The organism is Asticcacaulis tiandongensis (genome assembly GCF_006475605.1).
Lineage (GTDB): Bacteria > Pseudomonadota > Alphaproteobacteria > Caulobacterales > Caulobacteraceae > Asticcacaulis > Asticcacaulis tiandongensis.
In genome coordinates this window covers 63,110-81,849 of the sequence record NZ_SSBC01000019.1, presented here as the reverse complement: position 1 = coordinate 81,849, position 18,740 = coordinate 63,110, and the positions used below count along the sequence as shown (strand labels likewise).

General features: G+C 56.2%; 15 protein-coding genes. 10 read left to right on the top strand and 5 right to left on the bottom strand.

Going from position 1 to position 18,740, the window contains the following annotated elements:
* Positions 1-123: 123 nt before the first annotated feature.
* Positions 124-1,338 (bottom strand): hypothetical protein, encoded by a 1,215-nt coding sequence (locus tag E5201_RS11200; RefSeq protein ID WP_140986190.1) that lies wholly within the window; start codon positions 1,336-1,338, stop codon positions 124-126.
* Positions 1,339-1,613: 275 nt separating this feature from the next.
* Here E5201_RS11200 and E5201_RS11195 point away from each other — a divergent pair, with 275 nt between their 5' ends.
* The 5 genes from E5201_RS11195 to E5201_RS11175 all read left to right on the top strand — a co-directional run bounded on the left by E5201_RS11195 (position 1,614) and on the right by E5201_RS11175 (position 7,119).
* Positions 1,614-2,621: a cation diffusion facilitator family transporter gene (locus E5201_RS11195; protein ID WP_140986189.1), complete on the top strand. Its 1,008-nt coding sequence runs from the start codon at positions 1,614-1,616 to the stop codon at positions 2,619-2,621.
* The gene (locus E5201_RS11190; protein ID WP_140986188.1) at positions 2,618-2,917 is read left to right on the top strand and encodes an ArsR/SmtB family transcription factor; all 300 of its coding nucleotides are present in this window, start codon (positions 2,618-2,620) and stop codon (positions 2,915-2,917) included. Before E5201_RS11195 ends, E5201_RS11190 begins: the two co-directional genes overlap by 4 nt.
* 192 nt (positions 2,918-3,109) lie before the next feature.
* Positions 3,110-5,062 carry a putative bifunctional diguanylate cyclase/phosphodiesterase gene (locus E5201_RS11185; RefSeq protein WP_140986187.1) on the top strand — a complete coding sequence of 651 codons (1,953 nt, stop codon included), beginning with the start codon at positions 3,110-3,112 and terminating at the stop codon, positions 5,060-5,062.
* A 133-nt stretch (positions 5,063-5,195) separates the two neighbouring features.
* Positions 5,196-6,137, top strand: coding sequence for a family 43 glycosylhydrolase (locus E5201_RS11180; protein WP_140986186.1), 942 nt, complete (start codon positions 5,196-5,198; stop codon positions 6,135-6,137).
* 1 nt (position 6,138) lies between these two features.
* Positions 6,139-7,119 (top strand): glycoside hydrolase family 43 protein, encoded by a 981-nt coding sequence (locus E5201_RS11175; protein WP_140986185.1) that lies wholly within the window; start codon positions 6,139-6,141, stop codon positions 7,117-7,119.
* Between the two features lie 439 nt (positions 7,120-7,558).
* Here E5201_RS11175 and E5201_RS11170 read toward each other — a convergent pair whose 3' ends face one another.
* The 3 genes from E5201_RS11170 to E5201_RS11160 all read right to left on the bottom strand — a co-directional run bounded on the left by E5201_RS11170 (position 7,559) and on the right by E5201_RS11160 (position 11,161).
* Positions 7,559-8,704 carry a replication initiator protein A gene (locus E5201_RS11170; protein ID WP_140986184.1) on the bottom strand — a complete coding sequence of 382 codons (1,146 nt, stop codon included), beginning with the start codon at positions 8,702-8,704 and terminating at the stop codon, positions 7,559-7,561.
* 149 nt (positions 8,705-8,853) lie between these two features.
* Entirely contained in the window at positions 8,854-9,906 is a 1,053-nt protein-coding gene (locus E5201_RS11165) for a ParB/RepB/Spo0J family partition protein (RefSeq protein WP_140986183.1), read from the bottom strand.
* Between the two features lie 22 nt (positions 9,907-9,928).
* Positions 9,929-11,161 carry an AAA family ATPase gene (locus E5201_RS11160; RefSeq protein ID WP_140986182.1) on the bottom strand — a complete coding sequence of 411 codons (1,233 nt, stop codon included), beginning with the start codon at positions 11,159-11,161 and terminating at the stop codon, positions 9,929-9,931.
* Positions 11,162-11,474: 313 nt separating this feature from the next.
* On the opposite strand from E5201_RS11160, the gene E5201_RS11155 reads away from it, so the two are divergent.
* From E5201_RS11155 to E5201_RS11135, 5 genes are all read left to right on the top strand, one after another.
* Entirely contained in the window at positions 11,475-12,371 is an 897-nt protein-coding gene (locus tag E5201_RS11155; protein WP_140986181.1) for an energy transducer TonB, read from the top strand.
* 20 nt (positions 12,372-12,391) lie between these two features.
* Positions 12,392-13,288 carry a DUF4198 domain-containing protein gene (locus tag E5201_RS11150; RefSeq protein ID WP_140986180.1) on the top strand — a complete coding sequence of 299 codons (897 nt, stop codon included), beginning with the start codon at positions 12,392-12,394 and terminating at the stop codon, positions 13,286-13,288.
* A 378-nt stretch (positions 13,289-13,666) separates the two neighbouring features.
* Positions 13,667-15,808, top strand: a complete 2,142-nt coding sequence (locus E5201_RS11145) for a TonB-dependent siderophore receptor (protein WP_246050633.1) — start codon at positions 13,667-13,669, stop codon at positions 15,806-15,808.
* 123 nt (positions 15,809-15,931) lie between these two features.
* Positions 15,932-16,612, top strand: a complete 681-nt coding sequence (locus E5201_RS11140; RefSeq protein WP_140986178.1) for a Fe2+-dependent dioxygenase — start codon at positions 15,932-15,934, stop codon at positions 16,610-16,612.
* Positions 16,609-17,700 carry an alpha-hydroxy acid oxidase gene (locus E5201_RS11135; RefSeq protein ID WP_140986177.1) on the top strand — a complete coding sequence of 364 codons (1,092 nt, stop codon included), beginning with the start codon at positions 16,609-16,611 and terminating at the stop codon, positions 17,698-17,700. The genes E5201_RS11140 and E5201_RS11135 overlap by 4 nt, the downstream gene beginning before the upstream one ends.
* On the opposite strand, the gene E5201_RS11130 is transcribed toward E5201_RS11135, so the two are convergent.
* Entirely contained in the window at positions 17,697-18,728 is a 1,032-nt protein-coding gene (locus tag E5201_RS11130) for an SIS domain-containing protein (RefSeq protein WP_140986176.1), read from the bottom strand. The two genes, E5201_RS11135 and E5201_RS11130, sit on opposite strands and share 4 nt — an antisense overlap.
* Between the last annotated feature and the right edge of the window lie 12 nt (positions 18,729-18,740).

Below are 18,740 nucleotides of genomic sequence, written 5' to 3'. Positions count from 1 at the left end.
TAAACGCTGTACATCCTCAATTTATGTTGCGGTGCGATGTAAATCAAGACCACTTATTGCCCTGCACAATCAAAGACTGGTTACATTTGGTAACGGTTGCGGCCTGTTCGTGAAATCAGTGATTTATTGAGCTACCGGTACAACAATCAGCGACAGTTTCTTACCCTGCGTTAACATGCCCGACTGTATCAACACGCGCTTGTTGTCAGCGCTGAAGCTTGGGTGTGCATGGTCAGGGCGCATCAGGTGCCCCGTGGTCAGCAAGCGCTGTTCACGTGTTTCCCGATCGATCAGGAAGACATTGCCGTCAAAATCATCCCCAGCGACATATTTGCCGTCATAGGTCACGCCATTGTGCCAGTAGCTGCGCCCTTTGGACGTAAACGGCACCTGCCCCAGATTATCGATGATACCGGTGCGCAGATTGATCACCAATATGCCGGTGGCCCGCTTTGACAGCTTCTCCGTATGCCCCATCAGGTTAAAGACGACATGGTCGGCATCTGCGAATTGCTCATGGGTCACCCAGTCATCGGGGCCTTCTTCATATACCGGACGATTGCCCGTGCCATCGGCATTGACAATCCACATGCGTTGCGGCGCGTCGCCGCCGGTTTCCCAGCAATACATGATCTCACCGGATTTCAACGGGTTGGCCTGAACGTGGCCCATACGGAAATCGGTACGCACCACTTCGTGCGTCGCACCGGTTTCAAGATTCATCGCCAGAATCCCGCCCGGTACCTGCGGCACAGGTTGACCTTGCGGGCGCGGCGGCGCCTTGATCTGGTCAAAGCCGAAATAGGCCGTTTTTTCATCGGCATCGAGGCTGAAGCCACCGGCCATAATAAAGCCTTGGGGCAAGGTCGCGACCGTTTTTTCATACCCTTCACGACGTATCTGGCCCGCGGCCGAGTCCGCCAGCAAGGCCGCGAGGTCAATGACCTGCACCGTCTGGGGTTTATTGCCGCCTTCGTTGCGCACATAATAAACCTGCTGGCTCAGGCGCGCGACATTGATGGAACCGGTATAGACCCCCTTGCCGTGCGTCAGCTGAATGATATCGCCGGTCAGCTCATTGACGGCAAAGATCTGCGGCGTGCCATCACCGGAACGCTCACCGGAACGGAAGATGATATGCACGCCGTCCTGCGCCCATTGCGGATGGGTCTGGTAGATGCGCGAATCGTCAAACTGGCCCGAAGTCAGAACGGTCAGGGGTTTGCCGGTAACGCGGTCGGTAATGATCTGCTTTTCGGATGGAAACCGTTTGCCGACTTCTGCCGCCGCAGGGCTGGCCAGCATCAGACACAGGGCAATCGCCGATAAGGTACGCATATTATCCTCTCTCGTTTTTTGAGACGCATTTTCCAGATTACGAATGCGTTTGTTTTGGTGCGTCAACAGGAAGGATCATCCGGTCACTTCTGACCCGTGCCCTGACGTGACTGAAAATCGATCATATTCGCCTTTTATTGCGCCAATTTAATCAAGTTCCGTCACTTATACGCGAGCCCTTCGTAAATCCGTTGATGCATTTCAAAACCATGCCCTTGTTCAGAGACGAATTACATGAATATATGTTCATGTATTAGTTTTGAGCGGCCTGCCCCATGCCTGATCATTCCCACACAGACAAAGCCTGTGCTGCCCATAAATTCGAGGGCCACAAGTCGCACGCGCACCATGATCACGACCATGAACATGATCATGCGGGCCACAGCCATGCGCCCGCCGTCAGTCAGGCCAATGAGCGGGTCGTCCTGACCGGCTTTGTCCTGACCTTCGGATTTATGATTGCCGAAGTGATCGGCGGTCTTCTGTCCGGCTCTCTGGCGCTGATTGCCGACGCGGGACATATGCTGACCGATGCCGCCGCGCTGGCACTGGCCTGGGCCGCGTTCCGTTTCGGTCGCAAGGCGTCCAATGTGCGTAAAACCTTTGGCTATATGCGTTTTGAGGTGCTGGCCGGTTTCGTCAATGCCCTGACACTTCTGGGGTTAGTGGTATGGATCACATGGGAAGCAGTGGCACGGCTTCTCGATCCGCAACCCATCCTTTCAGGCCCGATGTTCATTGTCGCCGTTCTGGGTTTAGGCGTCAACATACTGGTGTTTTACATCCTGAGCCGTGGTGATAAGGAGCACGTCAATATCAAGGGCGCGCTGCTGCATGTTATCGGCGATATGCTGGGCTCCGTCGCGGCCATTGCTGCCGCCGTGATTATCTATTTCACCGGATGGACGCCTATAGACCCGATATTGTCCGTTCTGCTGTCGGCCCTGATCCTGCGCAGTGGCTGGGCGCTGCTGAAAAATTCGCTGCATATTCTGATGGAAGGCGCACCGGTACATATCGATATCGAACAGATGCAAACCGACCTGCCGCAGCAGGTAAACGGCCTCCTGAGTGTCAGTCATGTCCATGTCTGGTCGATTACCTCCGGCAAGGTGGCGGCGACCCTAGAGGCCCGCATTGCCCCCGACCACACCCCTGCCAGCGTTTTAGCGGCTATTAAACGCACATTGTCCGAGGTCTATAAGATCGACCACACGACCGTTGAGATAAGCTGGGACGACGCCCCTGCCTGTTCCCTGAGCCCGCAGGGGCACAAGCATTGACGCCCTTGCCCGACGCCCAGATTTTACGCATTGCCGAGACCTATAAGCTTCTGGGTGATCCGACACGCCTGCGTATTCTGATGGCCTGCCTGAACCGGCCTGTGGCGGTCGGAGACATCGCCCGCCTTACCGGTGCCAGTCCCTCACTGGTCAGCCATAATCTCAGGCTTCTACGCGCCGCACGGCTGGTGCGGGGCGAACGCCGGACACGTCAGGTCTTTTATGAAACCGCCGACGCGCATATCCGTCACATGCTGGCCGATATCATTGACCATACCGCCGAAGAACAAGGCTGAAACCCTGAGCCGCGCGCCTCATTCACATCGTGATTTTACGTTCTGAGTGCTATTTATCAGACCAATGTAATCAGGCATTAACCCCTGATAATGCAGAATAGAAATAACAATGCCCGTCTGTAAGTAAGCAGACAGGATAAGCCTTGGTTATGCCTGTGAACGAGGGCATCAGCCATTCAAAGGTCAGGCAGAATGCTTAAGTCACCTCTCGTTGCGCGTATTCGTAATTTCTTTTCGGTTCCGGTTGACAACCTTGATTTGCTCAAGGCCCAGTATCAGGCCTTTTCGCATCAGATACCCCTGATGTATCTGACGCTGCTGGTGAACACATGGGCACTGGTCAGCTCTTTCATGGGATCCGCCCCGCTTTTTCTGACTGTGGTATGTCCTCTGGTGGCAACCCTGGCCGCAAGCCTGCGCATCATAAGCTGGTGGCAGGCGCGGAAAAAAGAAGTCACCGGGGCGCTGGCCGCCCATGCACTTATACGTACCACACGGTTGGCGTGGGTTATCGCTGCGGCCTTTACCCTGTGGTCACTGGCCCTTTATCCCTACGGCAACGCCTATCAGCAAGGCCATCTCGCCTTCTACATGGCCATTAGTGTTATTGGCTGTATCTTCTGCCTGATGCACCTGAAACCGGCAGCCTTTATAGTCGCGGGCATTGTCAATCTGGTGTTCGTGATTTTCTTCGGTTTGTCAGCCAACCCGATCTTCGTCGCTATATCTGTAAATGTGGCTCTGGTTACCGTCGTGCTTCTGGTGATCCTGAGCATCTATTACCGTGACTTTACCCGCCTGATCGAAGCCAAGGCCCACACAGAGGCATTAAGTAACGAAAACCTGCATCTGGCCAATCTCGACAGCCTTACCGATCTGCCGAACCGGCGAAAATTTTTTGCCGTCCTGCATGAGGCCATTGCCCAGACCACGACCAAAGGCGATGTCGCCGTCGGTATCATTGATCTGGACGGCTTCAAGACGGTCAATGACCTGCATGGACACGCCACCGGCGATAAACTTCTTACCGCCCTCGCCGCCCGCCTTCAGACCCTGCAAGGTGATGGAGTGCATATTGCCCGGCTTGGGGGCGATGAATTCGCCCTGATCCTTCAGAACTATGGCAGCGAAGACGATCTGATCCGCTTTGGCCAGCAGGTATGCGACCTGTTGCACAGGCCTGTATCCCTGCCTGAGGCCACCGTCCGTATCGGCGGTTCTCTGGGCTTTGCCACCTATCCGCACATGGCGTCAAACGCCGAGGAACTTTTTGATCGGGCCGATTACGCGCTCTATTCCGGCAAGCGCCATCAGCGCGGACAAGCCGTCCTGTTCAGCACCATACACGAAGCCGCTATCCACCGTGACGCCCGTATCGAGCAGGCCCTGAATCTGGCTGATCTCGAGAACGAACTGAGTGTGGTGTTCCAGCCGATTGTCCACATCAAGACCCGTATCCCCATAGCTTTTGAAGCGCTGGCACGTTGGGAAAGCCCCCTTCTTGGGCGTGTGCCGCCGGTTGAGTTTATTGCTGTGGCGGAACGTTCCGGTATGATTGGTCTGCTGACCCGCCAACTCCTCAAAAAAGCGCTGGCTACAGCCACCCAATGGCCGGAAGGCTTACGCCTGTCGTTTAATCTATCGGCACATGACCTTTCATCCGCCGAAGGGGTTTTACGTCTGATCGCCATTGTCAAAGCCTCGGACTTCGACCCGAAACGGCTTGATTTTGAGATAACCGAAACCGCCGTCATGCACGATGTCAACGAGGTGACAGAGGCGATTAATACGCTCAAAGCGCTGGGCTGTGGCATTTCCCTTGATGATTTCGGCACAGGCTTCGCCTCCTTGAGCCAGATGCACGCCCTGCCCCTTACGCGCATCAAGATTGACCGCAGCTTTATCGTCAATATCGACCAGAAACCGGCCAGCTATAAGATCGTTAAATCGCTGGTGACCCTTTGCACGGATATGGGGCTGGGCTGTGTGACCGAAGGCGTCGAAACCGAAGCCGAGGCCCGCGTGCTTCTGCAACTGGGGTGTCGCACCGCGCAAGGTTATTTCTATAGCAAGCCCTTGCTGGCTATAGAAATCGATACCTATCTGGCTGAGATCAAAACCCACCCTTCAAGCCTGCTGGCCTAGACTAAGGGGCGTGTGACAGGCACAGTGCCTCTCAGGGCTTTATCAGGCCCGCCCAAGACCGCTGTCATTTTGCCCCCTTAAGCCCTGTCCTGATCGGGTCTGAAACCCTGTGGCTTTTTCAACGGAGTTTGTATTGAAATATTCGTCCTATCTCTCCGGCCTTGCATTTGCGAGCCTGATCAGCGTGCCGGCACTGGCGCAAACCCCCATCAGCCCGCGCTTTAATGCCGACCCCTCGCCGCATGTGTTTAATAACCGGATATATGTCTATGCGACAGATGACGCCTCCAACTCAGGTGATTACTGGGATTCGACAAGCTGGCGGCTTTATGCTTCGGACGACCTGAAAACATGGACAGACGAAGGCGCTTTCCTATCGGTTAGTGTATTCGGCTGGGCGAAACCTGATGCCAAGGCTTGGGCGCCGGGGGCTATTGAACGGGACGGCAAATATTATTTCTATGCCCCCGTTGGTGGCGACAAGATCGGTGTGGCCGTCGCCGACAAACCCGAAGGCCCGTTCCGCGATGCCCGTGGTACACCGCTGGTCGATAAGGCGCTTGATGCCAATGCCGGTGACGAGCCGATTGACCCGCATATCTTTATCGATGCGGATGGTCAGGCCTATATGACCTTTGGCACCCGTGTGCCCAAGATCGTCAAATTGAAACCGGACATGATCACGCTTGATGGTGCTATTGAAGACCTTGTGATCAACGGTTTTCCTGAGGATGACCCTAAGAAGACCTATGGGGAAGCCCCCTTCATCCATACGCACGGCAATAAGTATTATTTTACCTTTTCAACCGGCTGGCCGGGACAGATTGTCTACGCCACCTCTGACAAGGCTGAGGGGCCATATACCTATCAGGGCGTTATTCTTGATTACCTGAATATCTCAACCAATCATCAGGCCATTCTGGAACATGATGGCCGGACCTGGCTTTTTTATCACGACAGATTACTGCTCGGTGGCGGTTCGCATCGCCGATCGATTACCTTGCAGGAAATGACTTACGGGCCTGACGGACGTATTCATCAGGTACCCCTGCCCGCAGCTTCGGTGAGGAAATAATATGGCATCTCTCCTTAATCGCCGCGATCTCATGCACGGCTTGACGGCTTCGGGGCTGATGCTGTCAGGCCTGAGCGCAGGCTCCGCGGCTCAAGCGGCCGGCAACGGGCACTTTGTCTTCAGCTATTTCAAGAACAAGGACCGTCAGGCGCAGGGACTTCATCTGGCCATAAGCGCCGACGGACGGCGCTATGAGGCCATAGGTGACGGTAAGCCTCTGTTGGTACCTGAGGTCGGTCAAGGCAAGCTGATGCGTGACCCGTGCCTGCTCAAGGACCCGCAGCGTGAGCTTTACCATCTGGTCTGGACGACCGGCTGGACAGACATTACTATCGGTTATGCCTCGTCACCTGATCTGATTAACTGGTCAGAACAGCGGGCCATACCGGTCATGCAGGCGTTTGAAGGGACACGTAACACCTGGGCGCCTGAGGTGATCTATGACGATAAGGCCGGGCATTTTATGATTTTCTGGTCGAGCACCATTACCGGTGCCTTTCCGGAAACCGCCGGGCAGTCAGAGGATAATTACAATCACCGCCTCTATTATACGACGACAAAGGATTTCCTGACCTTCAGTGATGCGCGCCTGCTCTATGATCCGGGTTTCAGCGTGATTGACGCCAGCTTTCTCAGGCGTAAGGGCAAGCTCTATATGTTCATCAAGGATGAGCGGCTTAAGCCTGAGCATAAATACCTGCAATGGGTTGAGGCGAAATCACCGACAGGGCCATTTTCACCTCTGTCTGAACCGATCACGGAATCCTGGGTCGAAGGACCAACGGCGATTAATCTCGGCAAGGAGGTTCTCGTCTTCTTTGACAAATACCGGACAAACCAGTTCGGCGCGGTAGCCACACGTGACTTCGTGACCTGGCGTGACGTGACGGCCGATATTGTAATCCCTCAGGGGGCCAGCCACGGCACGATCATTCCGGTAAGTCGAAACCGCTATAAACGCCTTAAGACCCTTGTGCCTTAGAGGGTCAGGCAAGTCAGCCAGTCAGGGGTTCCGGTATGTATGACCGGAGCCCCTTTTCTTTTTCAAACAATCATTAAACCTCTGAAACGGGTTAGAATGGTTAGAGTCTTTTAGATAAGTTAAGCGGCGGTTGAGCGTAGTTTTGTTCTGTTGAATCAGAAGATTACAAGCTTTGGCTGTTCCTGATAGATCAGGTTTTTGTTCCTGATAGATCAGTGGACAGTTCCTGATGTGACAAGGGTTTGTCCCTGATGGATCAAACATCGTTCCTGATGTGTCGAAGCTCCGGGGAATGTGCCTGAAATTTGAATCTATTTGGGTAAGCCGCAGAGGAAAAAGCTTCAAACTGATTCTATGTGAGTCAAGTTATTAACAGTGCGGGAATCATTAGCGCAGTGATGTTGTCACTTCGGGAACGCCTGCGAAAAACGCATAGGCCTTAACGCAGCTGGAAGCGGTTTTTTTCGTGATAGCGTTTGACGAAACCGATAAAGGCACTCTGATAGCGGTCAGGGGAGCGTTCAGGATCTTCGCTGATCCAGTTACGGAAATCCTGATGCAGGGCGTGAAAATCCCATCCGCGATAATGGGTGCGCAGATAGGTCAGGGTTTCTTCGGTGACATAGTTGCGTGGCTCACCGGTGTTTGATCGGGAGATCGTCATGCGCTGATCGGAGGCTGCCGGGGCGGGTATGGCCGGTGTGGCTTTGGGTTCTACCTGTGGCGCTACCGGTAATTTTGGTGTGGCGGACTTTTGTGTAGCCTGACGCTTCATCAGCAACAAAGGCTCACGTGAATTGGCGGCTTCAACCAGCTCAAGGCTATAGCCCGGCAAGTCATTGCGTTTCACAATGGCGCTGATCTCGAATTTAAAGCGACGATACTGACCTTCGGCTCCGGACTTTTCAAACAGGGTGGGCATGGCGATCGCAAAGCCGTCTTCCCCTGCCCCGCCGGCATGTTTGCGTGCGACCTTATAGAGCCATCGCTCCCGACCGCCGGTAATATCAAAATAGGCGCGATCAATTGACAGGACACCGCCGTTCATGAGCACGCCATCATAGAACCAGCTGGAAAGCGAAATGCTTAAGCCGCGCGAACGCTCGGTCTTGGCGTCAACAAGCTGGCTCCAGTTATCCAGCCAGGAAAAGGTCGCCTCGCGGCGTTGCTCGGCGCGAATGTTAGTTTTGATGGTGGTCGATTGCAGCCGGTCAAGGGCGGCCCCAAGCAGCTCATAGGAGCGACCGGAAATAGGTCGGCCGATTGAGCGCAACAGATCATAGGGCATGATCTTAAGGACGCGGGGGATATCATTGATGCGGCGTTGCTTCATATCATTGAGAACGCTGGCGCAATAGATAAGTATGTCCGCGTCCCATATGGTGGCCATACCGTAGTCTGGGTTTGAAGATACATGCACCCAGACCTTACCGTCAGGTGAGGTGTAATCAATGGGCTTCAGGCGCTTTGATTTCGATAGGCTGAAAAAGGGGCGCTCCATAACCTCGCGCTGATCGCGCAGATTAAGGTCGGCCATGTAGGGTAGGAACAGGTCAATTTGTTCTGGTTTTTCCGGTATGTCCATGTGCCTGCCCTGAGTGTGGGATCCGCAGATCATCACGCCTTATGTGTTTCCCCGGGGAAACGTTTCTCTATCGTCGTTAATTGTCAGGATTCGCCCCGGAGAGTCGAATCCACTTTGTGCAAATGTTTCCCCGGGGAAACGCGATGTATTTAGGTCAGGCCCTTCCCTTGAGACTCAAGCGCCCGAAGTGCTGACCTGAGCATGTCCAGTAGTTCCGGCTCACTGGCACCCGACCCGGCATGCAGCCTGATGGAGACACCGTTACGGTTGGCCGAAAGCACGCTCAGAGCGGTGCGGCCATAGGCGGTATCAAAGCTGATGACCTGATCATCTGTGGTCTGGGTTTCTCCGGCATTAATCAGTCGCTTGACGACCTCGGGGGCGGGGAGGGGCGTGCCGTCAGATTGTTGGCGCTTTAATTTTACGGCGGCTTCTTTCATCTGACGCAGTCTGGCCGTGCCGTCAGGTTCGCTTAATGCCTGGATTTTTTGCGCCAGCGGATAGCAGGCTTTTAGCTGAATGTCAGCGGGACTGGCAAAGGCTTCGACGGCCCATTGCGGCAGCGCCGCCACGCTAAGCATCTTCGATAGCCAGCCTTTGGACAGTCGCAGGCGTTCAGCCATGCGTGCCTGCTTGCCGTTATAATGCTCATCAAGCGCCTGCAGATAGGTGCGGGCACGTTCAAAATCCGAGACATCCTTACGGGCGCGGTTTTCAATATCTGACAGGCGGAAGGCCGCTTCGTCATCCAGTGCATGGACCTGTGCCAGAAACATCATGTCAGGATAGTTGTTAGCCCGTAACCATGAAATGGCCCAGTGACGACGTGATCCGGCAATGACTTCGTAGTCATGCGCCGGATCATCGCTAACACGACGAACAATAGCCGCCACTTTCTGACCGCCTTCGGCCAGGATGGCGTCAATCAAATCGCGGCAGTTATCTTCGTTGAGGGTTTCCTGATGCCGTGGGTTGCCGTGCCAGATTCGGACGCGGGCCGGATCGAGCAAAAGCTGTGTAACCTGTTTCACTTCGCCGGTAGCGACGCGGGCCAGAGCCGATTCGCGGGCCAGAAGGGTCATGGTTGACTTGGGATTAGGGCGCGCGGGCTCTTCGGCGGGTCTGGGGGCGGCAGGGGCTTCGGCGGGGGCCGGATCAGAGGATAGGAGCGAGGACAGATAGTCGGACTGACGTTTGGACATGTGAGTGGGCCTTTTGGTTCAGCTAGACAGCGAGCGAGTCGAGACGGGCAGCTTCGTTACGGCCCCAGCGCTGGCGGATAAGTTGCTCAACCTGTGACATGGCTTCGTCGATATTCGAGCGGCAGCGTTTATGGGTTTTGGGGGTGCCGATCGGCTTTTCGAGTTCATAAACCGTCATCATGCGCAGGGCAGCATGGCTGATCTCAGCGGATTCCAGAATGGGTACAGGCAAAAGGGCAGGGCCGAAGGTCTGTTCCATGATGCGCTGAATCATCGAATGGCTCGGGTCATTGGCGTTAAATTTCGAGCAGATCAGGCGGCAGAAATCATATTCGACCTTGATGCCGGCCTCTTGTAGCTGCTCAATGACCTGCCCCATCATAGACAGAAACTGAACCGTCGAACAGAAGTCAGGCGTGGTGGCAGCCAGCGGCACCAGAAGGGCATTGGCGGCCTGCATGACCGTCAGAGAGATGGTGCCAAGCGCGGGCGGGGGATCGAGCAGGATGATGTCATAATCCTGCGCCAGATCGTTAAGTCCTTGTTTTAATTTCCTAAAACGTGAGGCCAGCGTGCCGCCACCCGATGATCCGGCCGCTGCCAGTTCATATTCAACGTCAAACATTTGCAGGTTTGACGGGATCAGATCGACATTGGGCCAGATGGTTTTTTTGATGGCGTAACGCAGGTCGTCCTGCGTCGGCTCGATCGACAGATAGGGGTAAAGCGTCTCTTCGCGGCGAATATCAAAATGCGGATTAAAGCCGAACAGAGTCGTGGTGGTCGCCTGACTGTCGCAATCGACGACGAGGACCCGATAGCCCTGAACGGCGAGATAATGGGCCAAATGGGTGGTGACGGTGGATTTGCCGACGCCGCCTTTGAAGTTCTGAACGGTGATGATGGCGGGCGGATCTTCGGGGGAGCGGCGCGGGGAGGCGCCAAGCACCTGACGCATATTCAGCAGAGCGGGGATATCATAGCCTAAACGGCGGCCCGATTCGCTTTCCGGCGGTGGCGGCAGGCGTCCATCCTGCTCGGCCATACGGATACGATTGGTCGAACAACCGAGCAGATCGGCGACCTCGGCAATGCCTAGACGGACGTTCAGCTGCTTGATAGAACCGGGTAAAAAGGCAGTCTTTCTAAGGCGTTCGACCATCTGTTCACCGGCTTCAGCGAGACGACCGATACGGTCAGCCTCACTGGGAATGGCCCCTGTCAACGGAACACCTGACCACTGATTTGCATTCATTTTAATCACCCGACGCCAAATTGAATGAATATTGTAAGATCAACATCCTAAAATGTTCAATGGGTGAGTATGATTAATTTAGCATTAACGGCGAAAAAGGGACAAAAACGGCGATTTGTTACCCTTTTTGACACCCACTTTTTCCGCCCTTCGCCCTTTTTAAGTAATGATACAGGTCACGCCCCCTCTATGAGCGATACGAAATGTGATGTCCGCGGCCCAGGGTGCAGAGGATAAGTTGTTGCGAATGAATATCATTGGTGATAATGCCGCTATCTTATCATCAGGGTGACCCCCCTTTAGGTCTGGGCCAATGAATTTTCACACCTCCTCAGAAGATATGGTTTCAGCAAACTCAACCTGTCAGACCCTGGCCGGTCAGACTCTGTCGGTTGCGTTAGTCGACGGTAAGGGCCGGGGCCGTACAACCAGCCGAAAAACTAATGGGGCGGCGATTGCCATTGGTATATCACTGGCTTTGCATGGGGCATTGGCAGCCTATCTGATCACCACGCGTTATATTATGCCTGCGCCGGAAATGCCGGAGACGGAAGCTATCCTCGTGAGCATGGCCCCGATGGCAATGGCTGAACCCGAACCCAGACCGCAACCGCCACGTCCGCCGGTTGAGGCCAAGCCCGTAATTCAGCCACGTCCGACACCGGCACCGCTCATCCAGCAGGTCCCGCCTTTACCCTTGCCGCCCATCAAGCCCGATACAGGCCCGCCTGCGCCACCGGTACAGGGGCCAGTGGCCGTCAGCCTGACGAACCGCGCGCCTGCAGCCGCGGCGGTTGGGCCGCAAAATGATTTTGTCGGGGTCGATGTCGACATGGCCCTGACCAATAATCCGCCTCCGCCCTATCCGCCTCAGGCCAAGGCTCGCCATGAACAGGGCACGGTTGTGCTTCGACTTCAGGTGCGCGGCGACGGTTCAGTAGGGGAGGTGCAGGTGCGCACGACCAGCGGCTCTATGCGGCTGGATCAGGCGGCGACCGAGGCGGTCAGGCGCTGGAAATTCAAACCGGCGACGCAGGGGGGCAGGCCTGTGGAGTCATGGGCCATTGTGCCGATCAGCTTCGGTTTCCGCAAATCGCGTGACCATCGTCGCGGGGGGCATGGTCTGTCTCAGGATCGGGGCCGACCTCAGGATCGGGGCGGGCCACCGGAAGGTGAAGGCACCGAAAACCGCTTAGAAAATAATATCTAACATACACAAGGAGATACCATATGAATGCGATAAGGGGGTTGTTGTCATCTGCGGCAACACTGGCGCTGCTGATCAGTGCGCCTGCGGCTCTGGCCCATAGCCAGTGGCTGTTGCCGTCGACCACGCAGGTGGCGGTATCGTCGAATCCGCAGCGTCCGGCCTATGTGTCCGTAGATGCGGCTTCGTCGAACGGCCTGTTCTATGCCGATCACAATGCCATGCGTCTGACCAATCTGAAGGTTACCGGCCCTGATGGTGCGGTGATCGAACCGGAGAATGTGGCGACCGCGCGGTATCGCTCGACCTTCGATGTCAAGCTGGCGGCTCCGGGCACCTATCGTATTGCTTCGGTAAGCCAGGGCGTGTCCGCGACCTATAAGGTCGGCGAGGAAACCAAGACCTTCCGGGGAACGGAAGAGGCTCTGACCAAGGAAGTGCCTGCCGATGCCGCAGAGCTTAAGGTCAGCCGCAGCTTTGGCCGCGTGGAAACCTTTGTGGTGGCCGGTGCGCCGTCTGAGATTACGCCCGTCGGGGCCGGGCTTGAGATCTATCCGCTACAGCCGGTCACCGATCTGGTGGTTGGTGAAACCGCGCGGTTCCGTGTGTTGTTCAATGGGCAGCCTGTTCCGAACCTCAAGGTCAAGATCGTACCCGGCGGGGTGCGTTATCGCGGCGAGCTGGGGGACGAAATCCTTACGGCAGATGCCAATGGTGAGGTAGCAGTGGATTGGAAGCTGGCGGGGCCATACTGGCTCAATGCCTCCTATCCGCCACGTCCCGAAGAAGATGACGATGATGATCACGGGCCACAGGCAAAACCGGCGGCGGCCTCAGCAGCGCCGGCGGCACCGCAAAGACGTGAAATGCCACCCCTCAGGGCGTCTTATTCGGGCACATTCGAGGTGCTGCCCTTCTGATCGCCTTTCCGGATAACGGAAAGGTCAGGGCCGGACATGCGGGTTGTGGGGCCTGTCTGTCCGGCCATTTATTATGTTACCGGCCATTGTTTTAAAAAGCAAAATTCCCGTCGCGTCGCCTGTGTTGAATTTGCGACACACTCGCAATATTAATTGTGAACGACGATATATTGGGCGTCATAGCCCTTGCAATATGACAGAACTCAGATATTGCACCTGACAATTATTCGCAAAATATTGCCCGAGTAATTTTACCCATTACGGGTTTTTCACAGGTGCTGTCGGATGGACGAATATCGACAGAACCCTTTCAGAAAAGACATGCATATGATACGCAACCGCAAACATGTTTCACATCCTTATCTGACGGCCGCGCTGATGGCAGCGACCGCCGTTCCGGCGCTGGCGGGGGCTGCCGCCGCACAGGATAAGGTGCTTCAGGGCGTGACGGTCACCGCAGACGAAGACACCTATAAGGCCGATGTCGTGTCGTCGCCCAAGCAGACGCAAGCGCTGGTCAATACGCCACAGACCATTCAGGTCATTCGCAAGGAAGTGATTCAGGAACAACAGGCGACGACCCTGATGGAAGCCCTGCGCAACACGCCGGGCATTACCATGCAAATGGGTGAAAATGGTAACAGCACCTCTGGCGATGCCTTCCAGATGCGGGGGTTTGATACGTCGTCGTCACTGCTGGTGGATGGTCTGCGTGACCGCAGTGCCGCGACTCGTGACACGTTCAACATTGAGCAGATTGAAGTGGTCAAAGGGCCGGGCGGCGCTGATTCGGGCCGGGGTTCGTCTTCGGGCTATATCAACGTTTCGACCAAGCAGGCGTCGCTTGATGATGCGGCTTCGGCGTCGGTCAGCGCCTATAGTCAGGGCGGTGCACGCGGATCAGTTGATGTGAACCGTGCAATTGGTGAAACCAGCGCACTCCGTGTTAACGTGATGACGCAGGACATCGACACGGCGGGTCGTGATTACGTCAATCGCGCCGGTTATGGGGCCGCTGTGGCCTATGGGATCGGCCTTGAAACCGGCACCCGTTTTCACCTGTCGGGTCAGTATCTGAACTTTGATAATACCCCGGACGGCGGTATTTCGTCGATCGGCCGTGAAGGTTTCTATAACAGCAATGCCGACATCCGTAATGGTGCCGCTACACGCTCGGAAAACTTCTACGGCAGCCGTAACGATTTCGAAAAGCAGGAGCAGGGCTCGGTCACGGCCAAGTTCGAGCATGATTTCGCCGCCGGTATCTATTTCACCAATCTGAGCCGCTGGTCGAATACATCGCTTGAGCGTGTTCTGACGGGCGTGATGAATGTTGCGGCACCTGACCCTGCCGATCCTTCGACCTGGACCCTGTCACGTTCACGTCAGCGGGTGAACCAGAAGACGGAATCCTTTAACAATATTTCTAATTTCACTACGCGCTTTAATACGGGCGTTCTGGCGCACGATGTGACGTTCGGCTTTGAATATTCGGACGAAAAACACAATACCGGCACCTTTAGCAGCACCGGTCTGAGCACGGCTCCGGCTAACCTGTATAATCCGAATGCGGGCGACGCCATGCACACGCCCTATTTCAACGGCTGGAACGAAACCCACACCAAGGTGGCCTCTGCCTATGTATTTGACACGATTTCATTCGGTGAGAAGTGGCTGGTCAATCTGGGCGTTCGCTCAGACAGCTATCGTCTGGATTATAAGGTCTATGATGCGACAAGCGCGCTGACGTCTTCGGCTAAGGCCAGCAAGTCGATATATGCCTATAAGGCGGGTGTGGTTTATAAGCCTGTACCGAACGGGAGCCTTTATGTGTCTTACGGGACGACGCAAACCCCTCCGGGTAACAGCGCCAACCTGAGCACCAGCGCGACCAATATCAACAACCCGAATGTGGATCCGACCGAGACCGAAAACCTTGAGGTCGGGGCAAAATGGGACTTCTTTGAAGGTCGTCTGGGCCTGAGCGGGGCTTACTATAAAACCAATCACACCAACTGGGTGGTAGGTGATGTCGATGGGGACGGCGTCAACGAAAACTACGGTGATCGTGAAATCAAGGGCTTTGAATTTGGTCTGGTTGGCAAGATTACCGACAAGTGGAACATCACGGCCGGTATCCAGACCATGGAAGACGAGAACAAGGAAGGGGGCACGGTCGGTGCCACCAGCCGCTGGTCGCCGGAAGTTACAGGGTCGTTCTGGTCAACCTATCAGGTATCCGACAAGCTGAAGCTGGGTGGCGGTGCCCGCTATATGGGTGAGCAAATCCGTCAAACATCACTGACGGCGGATTTTGCCACGACCAATATGCCGGTCATCCCCGAATACTGGGTGGTGGATGCTTATGGTGCCTATAACCTGACCGACAAGGCGTCTCTTCAGCTGAATATCTATAATCTGTTTGACGAGGACTATATTGCCCGACTGAACAATGGTGGGGCGCGTCTGGAACCGGGTGCGCCACGTTCGGCGGCTTTGACGCTGAACTACCGCTTCTAAAAACGGGCAGGGGGTGCGTCATTTTACCCTTGGCGCACCTCTTGAAAGTTTTTGCGATTTGTTATCATGATCAACTGGCTCCGACCTTCCGTCGGGGCCATTTTTTCTTTTAAGGCATAGCTCATGCTGCTGCATATTCCCGACGTTCTGACACCTGCGGAACTGGCTGATATCCGCGCCGGACTGGCTGAAGCCAACTGGGTCGATGGGGCCTTGACCGCGGGTGAACAGGCGCGGGCGGTCAAGCAGAACCGGCAATTGCCATCAGATGCGCCTCAGGCACGTATATTGGGAGAGCGTGTCGAGGCGGCCCTGCGGCGGCATCCGTTGTTCATGTCGGCGGCCTTACCGCGTGTGGTGATTACACCGCGCTTTAATGCCTACGAAGGCGGCGGGCACTATGGCAACCATGTCGATACCGCCATTCACAATGACCCGTTCAAAGGGATTATGGGGCGCACGGATGTCTCGACGACTGTGTTTCTCAATGCGCCTGAGGACTATGACGGCGGCGAGTTGATTGTCGAAGATACCTATGGGGCGCACGAAGTGAAGCTTAAGGCGGGGGATGCGATCTTGTATCCGTCCACGTCTTTGCATCGGGTTGAGCCGGTGACGCGGGGGGTCAGGCTGGCGTCGTTTTTGTGGACCCAGAGTCTGGTGAAAGACGATGCCCAGAGGCGGATGCTGTTTGAGCTGGATATGACGATCATTCGGTTGCGGGCCAGAATGGGCGATGCTGAGGAGATCGTCAGTCTGACGGCCCATTATCATAATCTGCTGCGTCAGTGGGCCGAGGCATGAGTCTGTCGCCTGTGCTGACCGCCATTCCGCGTGATATCGTCTCGGTGAACGACTATGGGCCCTATGCGCGTGAGCGCCTGACGCCGATGGCGTGGGATTATCTGGTGTCGGGGGCGGGCGATGAAGGCACGCTTTCGGAGAATATGTCGGCCTTTGGGCGTATCCGGCTGAAGGGGCGGGTGCTGGGGGATGTCAGGGGCGGTCATACGCGCTTTGAGCTGTTTGGGCAGGCCTGTGCGCATCCGATCCTTCTGGCGCCTCTGGCCTATCAGAAGCTGTTTCATGCCGATGGTGAAATGGCGACGGCTCTGGCGGCGAAGGTGACGGATACGGTGATGGTGGTGTCGACGCTGTCGACCACGCCGCTGGAGGATGTGGCAGGTGTGCATGACGCCTTATGGTTTCAGCTCTATCTGCAATCGGATCGGGCGGTGTCGCGTGATCTGATCCGTCGGGCCGAAGCGGCAGGATATAAGGCGCTGGTGGTGACGGTCGATGCGGCCATGGGCGGTATCCGCAGCCGTGAGCAACGGGCGGGATTTCATCTGCCGGAACCTCTGAGGGCGGTGAATCTGCCGCAGCAGCCGACACCTTTGCCGCCGTTGGCGGCGGGACAAAGTGCAGTGTTTGACGGGTTGATGGCCGTGGCCCCGACCTGGGCGGATATTGACTGGGTGCTGTCGGAGACGCATCTGCCGGTGATTATCAAGGGGATTCTGGCCCCTGAAGATGCCGTGCGCGCCTGTCAGGCCGGTGTGGCGGGGATCATCGTGTCCAACCACGGTGGGCGGGTGATTGATACCTTACCCGCCAGCATCGAGGCCTTGCCGGGGGTTGTGGCGGCGGTTGACGGGCGGGTGCCCGTGCTGCTTGATGGCGGGGTGCGGCGCGGAACAGATGTCTTCAAGGCTCTGGCCTTAGGCGCAAAAGCGGTTCTCGTCGGGCGTCCCTATGTGCAGGCCCTGTCGGCGGCAGGGGCATTGGGTGTGGCCCACGCCCTGCGCACCCTGCGGGAGGAGTTAGAGATCGTCATGGCCCTGTCGGGGTGCCCGACGGTGGAATCCATCGGGCGCGAGCATCTGTTTTAGACGGTTTTCGTAACCTTATTGAGGTGCGGTGGGGCGTCGGGATTGAGCCCACGCGCCAGAGACAGGGCATTGGCAAAGCGGTAGAAGCTCTGGATGCGCAGGATCGGCTCAAGGATTGGTTCAGCCTTAAGGGAGGGCAGGATGCGATCCTTGAGGGCTGGTGTGTTCTGTGTATCGGCAAGCCAGACATCGGCATCGCGACCGGCAAATTCTGTGGCCGCTTCGCGCACGCCATCACCCGCCGTATCTGAGGTGGCCAATGCCAGTATGGGGAAGCCTTCGCGGACAATGGCCATCGGGCCGTGGCGCACTTCGGCGGACGAAAAGGCCTCGGCATGCAGGGCGCAGGTTTCCTTAAGCTTGAGCGCCGCTTCCTGAGCGACGCCGAAGCTGTAGCCGCGTCCGATGATGAACAGGTTGGTGGCGGCCTCAAAGGTCGGCAGGGCGGCGCTCCAGTCAGCATCAAAAGCGGTTTTCAGTTGTGCGGGCAGGGCCTTCAGGCCGTCCTTCAGGCTTTGGTTGTTGCTCCATTCAGCGACAATGGCGGCATAGGCGGCCAGAGACACAATATAGGATTTGGTGGCGGCGACCGATTTTTCAGGTCCGGCATTTAAGGGGAGCACGGTGTCGGCCAAACCGACCAGAGGGGCGGTTTCGTCATTGACCAGCGCCACGACATAGGCTCCGGCTGCCTTATAGGCTTCGACGGTCGTCAGAAGGTCGGGGCTGCGGCCTGATTGCGAGACGGCGATGACCAGAGCATTCGCCGCCTGTGGTTTGGCGGCAAAAACAGACGATACCGACAGGGCGGCGGAGGCGACGGGTACTCCGATCAGGGTTTCGATGAGATATTTGCCATAGGTCGAGGCATGATCGGATGAGCCGCGTGCACAGGTGATGACGACTTGTGGCGGGTGGGCCTTAAGGTGTGCCGCAAGGGTTTTCAGCGTGTCGGCGTTACGTTCAAGGAAACGCGCGACCGCTTCGCCGCCTTCGCGGGCCTCGGAGAACATCAGGGTCCCGGTCATATCAATCGTATC

Bases quoted from the DNA above. Each gene is read 5' to 3' on its own strand.
- E5201_RS11200 (WP_140986190.1), bottom strand. From the start codon at position 1,338: ATGCGTACCTTATCGGCGATTGCCCTGTGTCTGATGCTGGCCAGCCCT.
- E5201_RS11195 (WP_140986189.1), top strand. From the start codon at position 1,614: ATGCCTGATCATTCCCACACAGACAAAGCCTGTGCTGCCCATAAATTC.
- E5201_RS11185 (WP_140986187.1), top strand. From the start codon at position 3,110: ATGCTTAAGTCACCTCTCGTTGCGCGTATTCGTAATTTCTTTTCGGTT.
- E5201_RS11175 (WP_140986185.1), top strand. From the start codon at position 6,139: ATGGCATCTCTCCTTAATCGCCGCGATCTCATGCACGGCTTGACGGCT.
- E5201_RS11170 (WP_140986184.1), bottom strand. From the start codon at position 8,704: ATGGACATACCGGAAAAACCAGAACAAATTGACCTGTTCCTACCCTAC.
- E5201_RS11165 (WP_140986183.1), bottom strand. From the start codon at position 9,906: ATGTCCAAACGTCAGTCCGACTATCTGTCCTCGCTCCTATCCTCTGAT.
- E5201_RS11160 (WP_140986182.1), bottom strand. From the start codon at position 11,161: ATGAATGCAAATCAGTGGTCAGGTGTTCCGTTGACAGGGGCCATTCCC.
- E5201_RS11155 (WP_140986181.1), top strand. From the start codon at position 11,475: ATGAATTTTCACACCTCCTCAGAAGATATGGTTTCAGCAAACTCAACC.
- E5201_RS11150 (WP_140986180.1), top strand. From the start codon at position 12,392: ATGAATGCGATAAGGGGGTTGTTGTCATCTGCGGCAACACTGGCGCTG.
- E5201_RS11145 (WP_246050633.1), top strand. From the start codon at position 13,667: ATGGCAGCGACCGCCGTTCCGGCGCTGGCGGGGGCTGCCGCCGCACAG.
- E5201_RS11140 (WP_140986178.1), top strand. From the start codon at position 15,932: ATGCTGCTGCATATTCCCGACGTTCTGACACCTGCGGAACTGGCTGAT.
- E5201_RS11135 (WP_140986177.1), top strand. From the start codon at position 16,609: ATGAGTCTGTCGCCTGTGCTGACCGCCATTCCGCGTGATATCGTCTCG.
- E5201_RS11130 (WP_140986176.1), bottom strand. From the start codon at position 18,728: ATGACCGGGACCCTGATGTTCTCCGAGGCCCGCGAAGGCGGCGAAGCG.